Source organism: Streptomyces sp. NPDC086787 (genome assembly GCF_044745865.1).
Taxonomy (GTDB): Bacteria; Actinomycetota; Actinomycetes; order Streptomycetales; family Streptomycetaceae; genus Streptomyces.
The window spans coordinates 28738-42412 of the sequence record NZ_JBIVBC010000011.1 but is presented as its reverse complement, the minus strand read 5'-3'; the positions used below and the strand labels follow the sequence as shown (position 1 = coordinate 42412).

Here is a 13675-nt window from a genome sequence, read left to right as displayed (position 1 = left end):
CTGGACAGCATCTGCCCGTACGCCCGCCCCTGGCCGCTGAACAGTCGCTGGTGCACCTGCCGTAGCAGGCAACGTTTGCCCTGTTGTGAAGTGACGCGCCGTCCCGGTGCCGTGCCGGGCGGCGTGTGGTCGTCAGCCTGTCCAGGTGGCAGAGCGAGTACGTGTACGCGAGATCGAGGATGACGAAGGCAGACGGCCGCTTCGGATCATCCGCCGGGGAACCGGTTCGGTAGTGACCTGGCGGCGGGCCCAGATGGTCCTGCTGTCCGCCCAGGGCATGCCGGTGGCGAAGATTGCCGAGGTGACGTTCACCAGCGCGGACCGGATCCGGGATGTGATCCACAACTTCAACGCCGACGGCTTCGACTCCCTGTATCCGAAGTACAAGGGCGGCCGGCCCAGGACGTTCACCCTGCCCGAGCGGCGCGAGATCAAGAAGATCGCGAAGTCCAAGCCGACCGAACATGACCTGCCCTTTTCGACCTGGAGCCTGACCAAGCTGGCGGACTTCCTGGTCGCCGAGGGGGTGGTCGACGACATCAGCCACGAGGGCCTGCGCATCCTGCTCCGCGAGGAGGGCGTCCCGTTTCAACGTGTGAAGACCTGGAAGACCTCCCGCGACTCCGACTACGCGGCCAAGAAGGCCCGCGTCGAACACCTCTGCGCGATCGCCGACGGCGAGGTCATACCCGAGGAGGGCGAGCCCGAAGTCGTCTTATGTATGGACGAGTTCGGGCCGCTCAACCTGATACCCCACCCGGGCCGGCAGTGGGCCGAACACTCCGGCAAACACAAGGACCCCGACCGCGAACCCCGCCGCAGGCGGCGGGCGACCTACAACCGCTACGGCGGAGCACGGCACCTGTTCGCCGCCCTGGACCTGGCCAAGGACAAGCTCTACGGCCACATCAAGCCGATCAAGAACGCACCCAGTTCCTGGAGTTCTGCCGCTACCTGCGAACCCTCTACCCGCCCGGGGTCCGTATCGCGATCGTCTGTGACAACTTCTCCCCGCACCTGACCACGAAGAGGTGCCAGCGGGTCGGCACCTGGCCGCGACGAACAACGTCGAGATCGCCTACACCCCTACAAACAGCTCCTGACTCAACCGCATAGAAGCCCAGTTCACCGCCCTGCGCTACTTCACCCTCGACGGCACCGACCACGAGGAACAGGGCAGGATGATCCGCCGCTACATCATCTGGCGAAATCGCCACGCCGACGACCGGCGCCTGCACTCCGTCGTCGACAGGGCCAACATCGCCCAATGGCAAGGCATTAGCTACACCTTGGACGGGATATGGACAGCCGCCGTTACGGCACGTTCCACCCCAGCACGACTGGCAGCTTGTGCTCGTACCCCAGCGTGTTGATCGTCCCCGGATGCGGGTGCCCGAACTGCCGTGCGGCCGACGCGTCGAGCCCGAGCCAGCGCGCGGTGAGTATGCGTGACAGGTGGCCGTGCGCAACGACGGCCACGTCACCCTTGTCCAGCAGCGGCCGGACCCGGCCGAGGAAGGCGTCGACCCGCACCGTCACGTGCCCGAGGTCCTCGCCGGAGTCGACGCCGTCGCGCCACAGCTCCCAGCCGGGCTTGAGCTCCTGGATTTGCTCGGCGGTCAGCCCCTCGTAGCGGCCGTAGTCCCACTCGATCAGGTCGGTGTCGGGCTCCGCGCCGCTCAACCCCGCCAGTTCGGCGGTCCGCACGGCGCGAGTCAGCGGGCTGCTGTAGACGGCGGCGAACTCCCGTTCGGCCAACCGAGGTGCGAGCGCACGCGCCGCGTCCTCCCCCGCCCCGGTCAGCGGCAGGTCAGTGCGGCCAGCATGCTGGCCGGTCCGGCTCCATGCGGTCTCGCCGTGCCTGATCAACACCAATTCGCCCATGGCTGAGGACCATATCTCACGTCGAACACAGGGCGAACGTTGCCTGATACGGCACTAGCTGGTTGAGGACCGGCGGATGCTCGGCGTGATCGGGGAGGCGAGATCGGCGCCGCATCAGCTCCGGGGTGACGGGGCGGGCCAGGAGCACGCTGGCATCCACCGATTTGGTGGAGGGACGCAGCACGGCCGCCGACAGCGTCCTGGTCGCGACGTCGATCATGGCGGTCAGCTCGACCCGCCCCGCTATCCAGCCGGACCATCACGTCCAGCGGCGTGGAGTCGATCTGGACCACCTCGCCCGGCGCGGACACCGTCAGTTCCCGAACGGGGCTGCCGCTCCGTGGGCCTTCGAGCGGCGGCTGACCGCCGATCCCGTCGCGTGAGTGCCGGTCGTGAGTTTCACCAGCAGACGGTAGAGGGTGGGCCTGGACGGCCACGCAGGCTCACTCGGCGTCCGACATGTCGGTGGGATACCGACGCTCGCGCGCCCGTGGTCTCTGGCGTTCCCGAACCTGTGAGCCAGACAGTCACACGCGAGAGTGGCTGAAGTGGACCCCACCCCCGCGTTGCCGTAGAGATGCGACAACAGGGCTTCCTGGAAGGCACGTTGGATTCGACAGCCTTCGAGCTGCCAAGAAGCCCAGCTCTCATGCACGGCAGCCGCCGCAGTCACCCGATCGACGACTTCTCAGCGAGATCGGGACGACGGCAGTCGCGCCGCTTCTCGCGATCGCTGGGACGAACAAATTCGCGCTCTTGAGCCCGGTGCCGCGACTGACGAACCCGGCGAAGAGTCGTGTCCTGCCGGCTCGAGGCGCGGCCAACCGCCCCCGCCACGTCCTACTTCTCCTCCGGCTCCCAGGCGCGGAGCAGGTCGAGCAGCCCTGGGTCTCCGTCAACGTGCAAGGAGTCGGCCTGGATCCGGTCGTACAGGTAGAGGACCAGCTCACTGGCCGTGCCGTGGACGGAGGCGCCGGCTGCGTCCGAGTCCTCGCCGGTCGCGGCGGTGGGCGCGGGGATGCGGGCGGTGCGTGCGCCGTCGCCGTCAACGGTGAGGCGCCAGGAGCGGCCCTCGGCGGCGTGGAAGTCGAAGGCCGTGGGCTTGTGCGGCCAGGCACTCGGCGTTGCGCAGACGGTGAACAGGAACTCCTCCACGCCGTCGAGTGCCAGCTCGACCGGCAGCGGCTGCGGGGCGCCCCCGGCGAGCTGCGCGTCGTAGGTGTGCACCGCGGTCTCCTGGACCCGGTGCCGGGCGGTGCCGCCGGCGGTCTGCGGTGACTGCGACGCGGGCCACCACGTCCAGCAACCGCTCTCCGGTCCCGCCGCGCGCAGGGCGCCCAGCAGAAGCTGCGTCGACGCGTCCAGCCAGGCCAGCAGGGCCTCACGCTCCTGCGGCACTTCCAGCGCGGCGCGCGCGGCGACGGCCTCGGCCGGGGGAGCCTCGGCAGACCCCGCGCCGACTATGGCGGCCCAGAAACGGTCTCCCCCACCCAGGTGCTTCACCAGATCGAACAGCGTCCACCCGGGGCAGGTCGGCACCTGCGCGTCGAGACCGGGCGCGGCGGCGACCACGGCGCGGAAGGCGGTCGACCGTTCATCGATCAGTCGCAACAGGTCAGGGAACTCAAGATTCTTTTCCACGCCGGATGTCTATCACCGTGCTCCGGTGAGCGGACAGCGATTTTCACAGTCGCCGCCGGTTGGCCATTGCGGACGTCCTCGCCTCCCACCGCTCGGGTGACAAGCTGCGCACTGCTGCGAGGATGCCGGTGGTGGCGGTACGCCAGGCGTCGTGCCTGTGGGTGCTCCGGCCTCGCCGTCCGGCCGGGCACCTCGACGACGTGACCCCGAATGATCGGCAAACGGATCACCCATCGCACGGCGGACGGCGTCCGCATAGCCGGAACCTGGCGGCACGCCTTCCTCCGCAACGGCGGCCGCTACTTCCTCACCGACCTCTTCATCTACGCCGATACGCGACGGACTCATCGACTGCTGGGGCCTGGTCACCGTCGAGGAGTTCGAGGAGAAGCCACGCAACGGCTGGGTGGCCACCAGTTCTCCGGAGGGCGGCGCGGCCTCCGCCCACGGGCTGGCGGCCTGGAAGTTCAGCGAGCCGGAGAGCCGGCTCACGCCCGAGCTGCTGGTCGCCGAAGTCCGCGACACCATCGACCAGCTGAACGGGCGGCCCGACTCGACCGGCCGCTGTCTGGCCGCCGTCGACGTCTTCCTCGCCGACCGGACCGAGGAGAACCGGGCCGCGGCCCGCGCCGCGTTCCTGGCCGTCCCGGAATCGCAGCGCCGCTACTCGCTGGGCGACATGGACAGCAAGGACTGGCCTCTTCGGGCCCTGGTGGCAGGGCCCGGTGGTGGCAGGACCTACCTGTCGTTCGACGGAACGGTCACGCAGGAGGACTGCGACAGAGCCCTCGCGTACTTCGAGGAGCGGGCACGCTGGAGGGCCGAGAGGGCCACCCCCGTGCCCGCGAACGGACCGGCGACACCGCACGCCCCAGCCGTCCAGCTCCACCACTCGTTCCCGACCCAGCTGGTGGACGATCCCGGCAAGCTCGGCCTGCGCCACGACTACCCCGCCCCGATCACGGTCGCAGACACCGACTACCCCTCCGTCACCCACGCCTACTGGGCCCTGTCGGTCGCCGACCCGGAGACCCGACACGCGATCGCGGCAGCGAAAACCGCCGCCGCAGCGCGCACGCTCGCGGCCGAGGCCCCTCGTCGCGAGGGCTGGGAACACGCCCGAACGGCCGTCATGACAAGCCTGCTGCGTGCCAAGTACGACCAGCACCCCGAACTGGCCGAGGTCCTGCTGGCGACGGCCGGCGCCACCGTGATCTACGACGACATGAACTCGGCCTTCTGGGGCGACGACGGTCGACGCCGGCCGAGGCCGTAACTGGTCGGGGCATCTCCTCGAACTCGTCCGCTCCGAACTGCGGGCACGACGAGCAGGGATTCTCGGGGTGTGAGCGTGCCGGGCCGGTCAAACTCCGGTGAGACTGGTCAGACTTCGTTGAGACGGGTCAACTGTCCTGCCTCAACGGAGATGGACTGACCTGTCTCAGCGAAGTCAGTCGACCGAGTCACGCTGACCTGCGTGGCCTGGTTTTTGGTGAGACAGAATTCCTGGGTTGATCGCCCAGCTCAGACCCGGCGCGAGGCACTGCCGACGGTCGGCGCATGATGGCCGACGTGGAGAACGCAGCCGAGAAGATCAAGGTCTGGTTCCGGTTCGTCCCCCGCGGCAGCACCCGATGACGAGGGACCGGTGTCCAGGAGTGCTGGTGAGCAGGCTGTCCGCGCCTCCTATGGTGGGCCAATGACGTCGATCAAGAAGTTCCAAGTCACCTTCGACTGCGCAGAGCCTGAGCGCCTCGCCCGTTTCTGGTGCGAGGTGTTGGGGTACGTCGTACCGCCGCCGCCGGAAGGGTTCGCCACATGGGATGACTTCAAGGGCTCTCAGCCGCCTGAGCAGCGGGACTCATGGTTCGCCTGCGTCGATCCCTCTGGTGTGGGTCCGCGACTGTACTTCCAGCGCGTCCCCGAGGGGAAGTCCGCCAAGAACCGGGTGCATCTCGATGTGCGGGTCGGCACCGGACTCGTGGGTGAGGAGCGCCTCGCCGCACTCGAGGCCGAATGCGCACGGTTGGTCCCGCTCGGCGCGATACACGTGCAAACGCTCTACGACGGCAACGACGCGTGCATCCCGATGCTGGACATCGAGGGCAACGAGTTCTGTATCGACTGAGGACCGCGAACGCGTCCCCAACCGCAACCGTCAGCCTTCAGGCAGTGCGCCTGTCTCTCACGGAGGTGAGCTTGACCGACTGCCACTGAACACGGACCGGTGCGTGGCTTGTGAACCGAAGATGGGCCGCCACAGGCCGAGCTCGATACGCCGCCGCCCGCGCGATGTCGGACGGCTGTCGGTGGGGACAGCGGCCTGTCGGCGGGATGTGGGTGGCGTCAGGGACCGTGGGAACTGGGCCTGGTCGGCTGTGAACGCGCGGCCTCGCCCGCCTTCAGACCACTCCGAGCTCCGGGAGCCCGCCATGTCCTCCGTACCCCAGGTCCCGCAGTGGGACGTCCACCGGCTGCCTCGAGCCGAGGGGAAGAGCTTCCTGGTCACCGGCGGCAACGCGGGCATCGGGTATTTCGTTGCCGAGCAACTCGCCGGCACCGGGGCCGTGGTCGTTCTCGGTAGCCGCGACAGGGGGAAGGCCGAAGAGGCGATCGCTTCCATCAGCTCGCGCGTCCCCGGTGCCAGGTTGAAGCACCTGTCCCTGGACCTGGCCGATCTCGCCTCGCTCAAGGCATCGGTGGATGCGCTCGGACTGGATCGCCTCGACGCCGTCGTCCACAACGCCGGCGTGGCGCTCGACCATCCACCGCGCCGCGAGACCGCGGCCGGCCACGAGCTGATGCTCGCAACCAACCACCTGGGGCACTTCGCCCTGACCCACCATCTGGCCCCTCTGCTCACGGCGACCCCGGGGAGCCGGATCGTCACCACTGGCAGCTACGCCGCCAAGTCCGAACGCCTGGACCTCGACGATCTGCAGAGCACGCACGACTATCAGCCCAAGCGGGCGTACGCGCGGTCGAAGTTGGCCCAGATGCTCTTTGCCGTTGAACTGCACCGCCGCCTGCGTGCTGCCGGGAGCACGACACTCAGCGTGGTCGTTCATCCCGGCGGCGCGCTCGACTCCCTCACACCTTCGCGCCCGCCATTCCATGTCCGGACCACCGGCGAACGGCTGCGCCATCTGCCGCTCGGTCTCTTTGTCCAGGGCAAGGACGCTGCCGCATGGCCCGCTGTTCGGGCCGTGCTCGACCCGAGCGTCCGCGGCGGCCAGATGTGGACCCCCGAACGGTTCGGGCTGCGCGGTACGCCCAGGATCGAATCTCTCTGGAATCACCTCGCCGACACCACGGCCGCGGCACGTCTGTGGGCAGCCAGCTGCGACCTGACCGGTACCGACCTGACGTTCACCGCACCGACAAGGTCCGGTGGGAGTGAAGGCCCAGCGACTGAGCGCGGCGAAGTGGACGCCTGACCGGATGAGACTTGCGACCGCTGCACCGGTGCCGCAGGCTCCCATCTCACCGACCACCGCCAGTGGCTCGAAGCCCTGCAAGCCTGGTGCGTTGGAGCGGTGCGTGTGAGCTGGGCGAACATCGGTGGGTCGGCGACCATCTGCCGCCGGGTGCCGAGGGGCAGGAACCACTGCGCGGCACTGCGGGACCTCCTCGCTCAAGAAGCCGACCGGCTCCAACGGCTTGCCGGGCTCAGTGAGACGGGCTTTGCCGGGCGTAGTTCGCGAGTCGTTCCGCGAAGGCTTCCACGAGGCCGCGGAGTTCGTCGGGGCGCTCGACGACGAAGGGGCGGTCCAGCGAGGCGAGTACGGCAGGCAGCCAGTCGAGCCGGTCCGCGCGGAGTTCGACACGGCACCAGCGTTCCGTCGCCGGGTCCGTGTCGTCCTGGGAAGGCAGTTCCGTCACGAGCGCGATGCCGGCGGGCAGTCGGGTGTGGATCTGCTCGGCCGTCCCCCGGATGCGCAGGGTCACCTCGTGTCGGTACGGAACCGTGGCGAGCCCCGTCAGGACGCGCTTCGCCGGATCGATGCCGAGGGGTGGTTCGAAGGCTCCGGGCAGGGTCCTCACGTCGGTGATGCGATCCAGCCTGAAGGTCCGGTCCTCGCCTGCCGAGGGATCGGCGGCCGTCACGTACCACCTGCCCGAGTGGGCGACGACCCCGTACGGGTGCAGGGTGCGCTCACTGCGTCGGCCGTCGCCGGCGGTGTACCGGATCGAGACCGGCCGGTGATGGTGCACCGCGTCGGCGATGGGGAGAAGGACGGCGGGTTCCGGGGCGGCTGCCGCCCTGCCGGGCGGATCCGTGAAGGCCAGCGAGCCGAGCACGGCGTCGAGCCTGCGGCGCAGCCGCTCGGGCAGCACTCGCCGGATCTTTGCCGCCGCCGTCTCACTCGCCGTGTCCGTGCTCGCCGTCGGGCCCGATCGCCGGCCGGCGACCAGGCCGAGCAGCACGGCGAGCGCCTCGTCGTCGCTCAGCATGAGCGGAGGCATGCGGTAACCGGGGGCGAGCCGGTAGCCGCCGTAGCGGCCGCGCACAGACTCGACGGGCACGTCGAGGTCGACGAGCTGCTGTGCGTAGCGCCTCACGGTGCGCTCGTCGACGTTCAGCCGGTCGGCGAGTTCGGACACGGTCCGGATGCCGCCGGACTGCAGGAGTTCCAGCAGGGTGAGGACGCGGGCGAGGGGGCGGGGCATGCCAGAAATTCTCCCACGTCTCCCGTACATACCGGGCGGGTTCCGCCCGGTATTGGTCGTAGCGTGCGGTCACCAGCACCGAACGGCCACAGGAGAAAACCCATGCACTTCGTCTCCGTCCGCGTCATCACCGGCGACGTCGCCCGCCTTGTCGACTTCTACGAGCGCGCCACCAAGGTGTCCGCCACCTGGGCCAACGAGGACTTCGCCGAGCTCAGGACCGCCTCCGCCACCCTCGCGATCGGCAGCACCCGCACCGTCCCCCTGTTCGCGCCCGGATCCGCCCACCCGGCCGACAACCGCAGTGTCATCCTCGAATTCCTCGTCGACGACGTGGACAGCGTGTACGAGAACCTGAGCGGCTTCGTGGAGGACTTCGTCAACGAGCCGACCACGATGCCCTGGGGGAACCGCGCGCTCCTGTTCCGCGACCCCGACGGCAACCTCGTGAACTTCTTCACCCCGGTCACGCCGGCCGCCATCGAGAAGTTCGCTCGCTGAGGCGGACTCCCGCAGGCGGTTCTTCCTCACGCCTCCTTGTGCAGCATGCGGTTGACCAGGTTCCTGGTCGCCGTCTGGATGTGCTTGTTCCGGTGCGGCGCACTGTCCAGCGCCAGCGCCCAGTGGAAGGTGCCCGCGACGAAGACCATGGCCCCGTTGGGCATTTCGGTGAGAGCGGTGTGCTGGACGCGGGGCTGACTGGCCGTGAGGCGCTTGGCCTCGTAGGGGGACTCCGCCAGGAGGGTACGGCGGGAACCGGCCGGGCTCGGGGCCTTGGGGTCGTAGCCGTCCGCCTCCACTCCGACCATCTTGGGCAGCCGGGCACCCTCACGCAGACCGGTGCCCGCCCAGAGCCAGTGCCCGCTCCCCTTGACCACCAGCGGTGCGGGCTTCTGCACGATCCCGTTGAACTGGATTCCCAGCAGACCCTGTTCGGCATGCTGCTGGTCCGGTGAGATGTCCCGCCAGCGAGTGGTGACCCCGGCCCGGCCGGGGGCCGGGTCCGGCGTCGACTTGTAGCAGGCCATGACCCGGTTCGCCCGACCGCCGGCGGACGGTTCCATCCGGACGTGGAAGTAGATGTTGTTCGCGCCGAGGAACGCGAGGTGCGATCTGGCCGAGACGGCCTTCCTGGCCGAGTCCAGCATCGGCTTGGACCAGTACTCGTCGTGCCCGGCGAAGAACAACGCCCGGTACTTGGACGTGTCGATGGTGCCGTCGTGCAGGTCGAGACTGCTCGCGTAGGTCACGTCCAGCCCGGACCGCTCCGCCCAGCGGACGAAACTGGTGTCCATCTCGAACCGGTTGGGTATGCCCGCGTCCGAATACGGCCGGTCGAAGGAGACCTTGTGGGCGCGTTCCTCGGGGCCGCCGACCTCGCCCGCCTTGTTGTATCCCCGGTAGAGGTTCTTGCCGGTACGGCCGTCCTGCGGCCACATGTTGTAGGCCTGGTAGGTCGTGAAGGGCACCACCATCAGGATGTCGGACGCACGGGCGGGTTCCCGCACCACGAACGGGGTGCTGCTGACCTTTCCGCCCTCGGTGGTGAACACGGCCTGGTACAGGCCCGACCGCCAGCCGGACGGAATGCGCAGGCTCCAGGAGACGGGCCAGTCGCACGCGATGACCCCGGTCTCCGGATCGGCCCCGGGCACGGTACGGCGCTTGCCCTGGAGCTTGGCACTGGTCGTCCGCAACCGGGCGCCCTTGTCGCCGTAGTGGCCCAGGCGGAACACCGTGATCCGGTAACTCTGCTCTTCGTGCACCGACACATGGAAGTCGATCACCTGGCCCGGGCTCACCGAAGTAGCCGATGCGTACCCCTGGATCTGCCCCTCCCGGTCGCCGGACGCCTGGGAGTGCTGGCTGTCGGAGAGCCAGTCGCCGGACCCCGTCAGGTGGTTCTCCTCCCCTGTGAGCTCTCTGACTCTCGGTATGTGTTCGTCGCGGGCGGCATAGGCTGCCACGCCCACTCCGACCGTTCCGGCTCCGAGCAGCCCCAGCACAGCACGGCGCGACCGTTCCGGCATTTTCCTCCCCTTTGCGTTCTGTCTATAGGGATATGAGGGCTGCCGATTACACGAGGTTCACCGCGGGGGCGATCTTTCTTCTGATTTTCGTCACATCGCGCATGGAGGCCGGAGCGGACCTGGGTCGTTGCGACCTGACGCGTCCTTCGGGGCGAAGGAGCAGGACGTCACGTACGGTGGCGGCATGGTCGGCGACAGGGCGGCGCAGTTGCCGCGCAAGGTGTACGAAAAGGAACTGCTGCGCCTTCAGACCGAGTTGGTGAAGTTGCAGGAGTGGGTCAGGGGCGCGGGCGCCCGGCTCGTCGTGGTCTTCGAGGGACGGGACGCGGCGGGCAAGGGCGGCACGATCAAGCGGGTGGCCGAGCATCTCAACCCGCGTGTGGCACGGATCGCGGCACTGCCGAAGCCGACCGAGCGGGAGCGCACGCAGTGGTACTTCCAGCGGTACGTGGAACATCTGCCTGCTGCCGGGGAGATCGTGCTGTTCGACCGGTCCTGGTACAACCGGGCCGGTGTCGAGCACGTGATGGGCTTCTGCACCCGGGACGAGTACCAGCGCTTCCTGCGGCAGTGCCCGATCTTCGAGCGGATGCTCGTGGAGGACGGGATCCTGCTGCGCAAGTACTGGTTCTCGGTGAGCGACACCGAGCAGCAGGAGCGGTTCCGGCGCCGGCTCGACGATCCGCTGCGGCGCTGGAAGCTGTCGCCGATGGACCTGGAGTCGATCACCCACTGGGAGGCCTACTCCCGGGCCAAGGACGAGATGCTGGTGCACACCGACGTCTCCGACGCCCCCTGGTACGTCGTGGAGAGCGACGACAAGCGCCGTGCCCGGCTGAACATGATCGCCCACCTGCTCGGCTCCGTCCCCTACCAGGAGGTGCCGCCGCCGTTCCTGGAGCTGCCCGAGCGGCCGCCGTCGACGGGGTACGAGCGCCCGTCGCGGGACCTCCAGCGGTACGTCCCGGACCACGCCGCGAGCCTCTCGAACCGTCCCTGAACCCGGCCCCGAACCCGACCGACTGACGAAGGCGCGCAGGGTCCGCCGGGCGATCCTCGAGCGATCCTTCAGCGGACCGTACGAGCATGGCCGAGGGCCGGCAGGCCGGACGGCACGTACCGGCCCCGGTGGTTCGTGCTTCGCTACCCCCGCCGGGAGACACGTCATGATCACTGCCCGTCGACCCAGCATGCTCCAGGCTCTGCCCGCCGAGCACCGGCCACAGCTGATGGGCATCGGCCGGGAAGTGTCCGTCCCCCAGGGCACACGGCTGTTCGAGGAGGGGACGCGCGCGGACCTGTTCTGGATCGTCCGGACCGGCACGGTCGAGCTGGACATGCGGGTGCCCGGCCGCCGCCCGGCCGTCATCGACACGCTCCGGCCGGGCGAACTCGTGGGCTGGTCCTGGCTGTTCGCCCCGCACATCTGGCAGCTGGGGGCCGAAGCGGCGACACCGGTGCGGCTGCACGAGTTCGACGCCGCGACCGTCCGCGCCCTGTGCCGCGAGGAACCGGCCTTCGGCGGCGCCGTAGCCCAGTGGGTCGGCGATGTCCTGGCCCACCGCCTCCACTCGGCCAGACAGCGGCTGCTCGACCTGTACACGCCGTACGGCGTGGCGGCCGGTCTCGTCTGATCCACCGGCTCCCGGACCGGTCCAGCGGCAGCGGATTGGCCTTGGCCGGGCGGCTGGTGCGGCGGATAGCGTCGGCGCATGCGGATTCGTATCGTCGACGCCTTCACCGACCGTCCCTTCACCGGGAACCCTGCCGGGGTTCTGCTCCTCGACGCCTTCCCCGACGACGACTGGCTCCAGAACGTGGCCCTGGAGGTGAACCACGCGGAGACCGCGTTCGCGCACCGGCTTCCCGCGGGCGGTACGGCGGACTGGGCGCTGCGCTGGTTCACCCCCGTCACCGAGGTCGCGATGTGCGGCCACGCCACGCTCGCCACGGCACACGTCCTGTACAGCACGGGCGCGCACGAAGGCCCGGTGCGGTTCGACACCCGCAGCGGTGTGCTCACGGCCACGCCCGCCGGGGACGGTTCGGTCACGCTGGACTTCCCCACCGCCCCGCTCACGCCGGTGGAGGTGCCGGCCGGGGTGGCCGAGGCGCTGGGCGCGGCGCCGGCCGCGGTGTTCGACACCGGCCCGAATGTCGGCGACCTGCTGGTGGAGCTGGCCGACGAGCGGACCGTCCGCGGGCTCGCCCCCGATCACAAGGCGCTGGCCGCCTACTCCGCACGCGGGATCATCGCGACCGCCCGCGCCGAGGATCCGGGCCGGGGGTACGACTTCGTCTCCCGCTGCTTCTTCCCGAACGTGGGCATCGACGAGGACCCGGTCACCGGCAGCGCCCACACCGCGCTGGCCCCGTTCTGGTCCGGCCGTCTGGGCAGCCCCGACCTCACCGGTTGCCAGGCCTCGCGGCGCTCCGGTCTGGTCCGCACCGGACTGCGCGCCGACCGCACCCTGCTCACCGGCCGCGCGGTCACCGTCATCGAGGGCGAGTTGCTCACCCGGTAGGCAGCCAGCCCACCTTCCCGGCGAGCAGGGCGTAACCCACGAACGCACCGATGTCAAGCAGGGAGTGCGCCACCACCAGGGGGCCGACGCGGCGCCAGCGCCGGTACAGGAGCACGAACACCACACCCATGACCATGTTGCCGACGAAGCCGCCGATGCCCTGGTACAGGTGGTAGGAGCCGCGCAGCACGGCGCTGGCGGCCAAGGCGGCGCCGGGCGTCCAGCCCAGCCGGTCGAGCCTGCGCAGCAGGTAGCCGACGACGATCACCTCTTCGAGGATCGCGTTCTGCATCGCCGACAGGATCAGCACGGGGAACTTCCACCACACGTCGGGCAGTGCCTCCGGCACCACGGTGAGGTTGAAGCCGAGCCCTCGGGCGGCCAGGTAGAAGGCGATGCCCGTGCTGCCGATCACGGCCGCGACGCAGGCGCCGCGGCCGAGGTCGAACCAGCGGCGGGTGCGGTCGAAGCCGAGGGTGCGCAGGCTCTCGCCCTCTCGCGTCAGGAAGTGCGCGACGAGCAGGACGGGCACAAGGGCCGTGGCGATGTCGAACAGCTGCCAGGCCAGGTCCAGCCAGGGACGGCCGGGCGCGGCCGAGGCATTGAGGGTGGCCGCCTGGTCCTTGAGGCCGCCCGGTTTGGTGACCGACCCGACGAAGCTGATCAGTGCGGACACTCCGCTCGCACCGAGCGACAGCGCCAGAACGAGCAGCGTCTCGTCCCGGAGGATCCGTCGCGAGGGCCGCTCGAACGGCTGGGAATCGGCCACCGGGCCCGCGTCCACCTGCACACCTGCCTCCAGCCCTGCGTCCTGATCCGAACGACAGACCCTAGCTTGCCCGACGGATCGGGGGCGGCCACGGCCGCCCCCGTCGTCACCGGCGTGTGGGGTGCGGGGACCGGAGGACAGGTACCGAAGGACAG

The 13675-nt window shown here is 69.4% G+C and carries 13 protein-coding genes and 1 pseudogene; 8 read left to right on the top strand and 6 right to left on the bottom strand.

Annotated features, from left to right (window positions below; all coding sequences use genetic code 11):
- Window positions 1-145: 145 nt before the first annotated feature.
- Window positions 146-1265: pseudogene (locus ACIPK3_RS24220) on the top strand (IS630 family transposase); the annotation flags it as partial.
- 49 nt (window positions 1266-1314) lie between these two features.
- Here ACIPK3_RS24220 and ACIPK3_RS24215 read toward each other — a convergent pair.
- The 3 genes from ACIPK3_RS24215 to ACIPK3_RS24205 form a co-directional block, all read right to left on the bottom strand.
- Complete coding sequence (locus tag ACIPK3_RS24215; protein ID WP_402572772.1) at window positions 1315-1884, bottom strand: histidine phosphatase family protein; 570 nt, start codon at window positions 1882-1884, stop codon at window positions 1315-1317.
- Window positions 1885-1900: 16 nt separating this feature from the next.
- Window positions 1901-2104: a hypothetical protein gene (locus tag ACIPK3_RS24210; protein ID WP_402572770.1), complete on the bottom strand. Its 204-nt coding sequence runs from the start codon at window positions 2102-2104 to the stop codon at window positions 1901-1903.
- 620 nt (window positions 2105-2724) lie between these two features.
- Complete coding sequence (locus tag ACIPK3_RS24205; RefSeq protein WP_402572768.1) at window positions 2725-3525, bottom strand: maleylpyruvate isomerase family mycothiol-dependent enzyme; 801 nt, start codon at window positions 3523-3525, stop codon at window positions 2725-2727.
- 406 nt (window positions 3526-3931) lie between these two features.
- Here ACIPK3_RS24205 and ACIPK3_RS24200 point away from each other — a divergent pair, with 406 nt between their 5' ends.
- The 3 genes from ACIPK3_RS24200 (at window position 3932) to ACIPK3_RS24190 (ending at window position 6962) form a co-directional block, all read left to right on the top strand.
- Window positions 3932-4801: an NADAR domain-containing protein gene (locus ACIPK3_RS24200; RefSeq protein ID WP_402572766.1), complete on the top strand. Its 870-nt coding sequence runs from the start codon at window positions 3932-3934 to the stop codon at window positions 4799-4801.
- A gap of 423 nt (window positions 4802-5224) precedes the next feature.
- Window positions 5225-5653, top strand: coding sequence for a VOC family protein (locus ACIPK3_RS24195; RefSeq protein WP_402572765.1), 429 nt, complete (start codon window positions 5225-5227; stop codon window positions 5651-5653).
- A 304-nt stretch (window positions 5654-5957) separates the two neighbouring features.
- Complete coding sequence (locus ACIPK3_RS24190) at window positions 5958-6962, top strand: SDR family NAD(P)-dependent oxidoreductase (RefSeq protein ID WP_402572763.1); 1005 nt, start codon at window positions 5958-5960, stop codon at window positions 6960-6962.
- A 232-nt stretch (window positions 6963-7194) separates the two neighbouring features.
- On the opposite strand, the gene ACIPK3_RS24185 is transcribed toward ACIPK3_RS24190, so the two are convergent.
- Entirely contained in the window at window positions 7195-8196 is a 1002-nt protein-coding gene (locus ACIPK3_RS24185; protein ID WP_402572761.1) for a helix-turn-helix transcriptional regulator, read from the bottom strand.
- A gap of 102 nt (window positions 8197-8298) precedes the next feature.
- On the opposite strand from ACIPK3_RS24185, the gene ACIPK3_RS24180 reads away from it, so the two are divergent.
- Window positions 8299-8697, top strand: coding sequence for a VOC family protein (locus tag ACIPK3_RS24180; protein ID WP_402572759.1), 399 nt, complete (start codon window positions 8299-8301; stop codon window positions 8695-8697).
- A 26-nt stretch (window positions 8698-8723) separates the two neighbouring features.
- Here the strand turns inward: ACIPK3_RS24180 and ACIPK3_RS24175 are convergent, their stop codons facing one another.
- Complete coding sequence (locus ACIPK3_RS24175; RefSeq protein WP_402572757.1) at window positions 8724-10163, bottom strand: N,N-dimethylformamidase beta subunit family domain-containing protein; 1440 nt, start codon at window positions 10161-10163, stop codon at window positions 8724-8726.
- A 247-nt stretch (window positions 10164-10410) separates the two neighbouring features.
- On the opposite strand from ACIPK3_RS24175, the gene ppk2 reads away from it, so the two are divergent.
- From ppk2 to ACIPK3_RS24160, 3 genes are all read left to right on the top strand, one after another.
- Window positions 10411-11226, top strand: coding sequence for a polyphosphate kinase 2 (gene ppk2, locus ACIPK3_RS24170; RefSeq protein WP_402572755.1), 816 nt, complete (start codon window positions 10411-10413; stop codon window positions 11224-11226).
- A gap of 166 nt (window positions 11227-11392) precedes the next feature.
- Window positions 11393-11860: a cyclic nucleotide-binding domain-containing protein gene (locus ACIPK3_RS24165; protein WP_402572754.1), complete on the top strand. Its 468-nt coding sequence runs from the start codon at window positions 11393-11395 to the stop codon at window positions 11858-11860.
- A 78-nt stretch (window positions 11861-11938) separates the two neighbouring features.
- A complete protein-coding gene (locus tag ACIPK3_RS24160) occupies window positions 11939-12751 on the top strand; it encodes a PhzF family phenazine biosynthesis protein (protein ID WP_402572752.1) in 813 nt (270 codons plus the stop codon).
- Here ACIPK3_RS24160 and ACIPK3_RS24155 read toward each other — a convergent pair.
- Window positions 12741-13541, bottom strand: coding sequence for a CPBP family intramembrane glutamic endopeptidase (locus ACIPK3_RS24155; protein WP_402572750.1), 801 nt, complete (start codon window positions 13539-13541; stop codon window positions 12741-12743). The two genes, ACIPK3_RS24160 and ACIPK3_RS24155, sit on opposite strands and share 11 nt — an antisense overlap.
- Between the last annotated feature and the right edge of the window lie 134 nt (window positions 13542-13675).

Bases quoted from the DNA above. Each gene is read 5' to 3' on its own strand.
- ACIPK3_RS24210 (WP_402572770.1), bottom strand. From the start codon at position 2,104: ATGATCGACGTCGCGACCAGGACGCTGTCGGCGGCCGTGCTGCGTCCC.
- ACIPK3_RS24190 (WP_402572763.1), top strand. From the start codon at position 5,958: ATGTCCTCCGTACCCCAGGTCCCGCAGTGGGACGTCCACCGGCTGCCT.
- ACIPK3_RS24160 (WP_402572752.1), top strand. From the start codon at position 11,939: ATGCGGATTCGTATCGTCGACGCCTTCACCGACCGTCCCTTCACCGGG.
- ACIPK3_RS24195 (WP_402572765.1), top strand. From the start codon at position 5,225: ATGACGTCGATCAAGAAGTTCCAAGTCACCTTCGACTGCGCAGAGCCT.
- ppk2 (WP_402572755.1), top strand. From the start codon at position 10,411: ATGGTCGGCGACAGGGCGGCGCAGTTGCCGCGCAAGGTGTACGAAAAG.
- ACIPK3_RS24165 (WP_402572754.1), top strand. From the start codon at position 11,393: ATGATCACTGCCCGTCGACCCAGCATGCTCCAGGCTCTGCCCGCCGAG.
- ACIPK3_RS24215 (WP_402572772.1), bottom strand. From the start codon at position 1,884: ATGGGCGAATTGGTGTTGATCAGGCACGGCGAGACCGCATGGAGCCGG.
- ACIPK3_RS24180 (WP_402572759.1), top strand. From the start codon at position 8,299: ATGCACTTCGTCTCCGTCCGCGTCATCACCGGCGACGTCGCCCGCCTT.
- ACIPK3_RS24185 (WP_402572761.1), bottom strand. From the start codon at position 8,196: ATGCCCCGCCCCCTCGCCCGCGTCCTCACCCTGCTGGAACTCCTGCAG.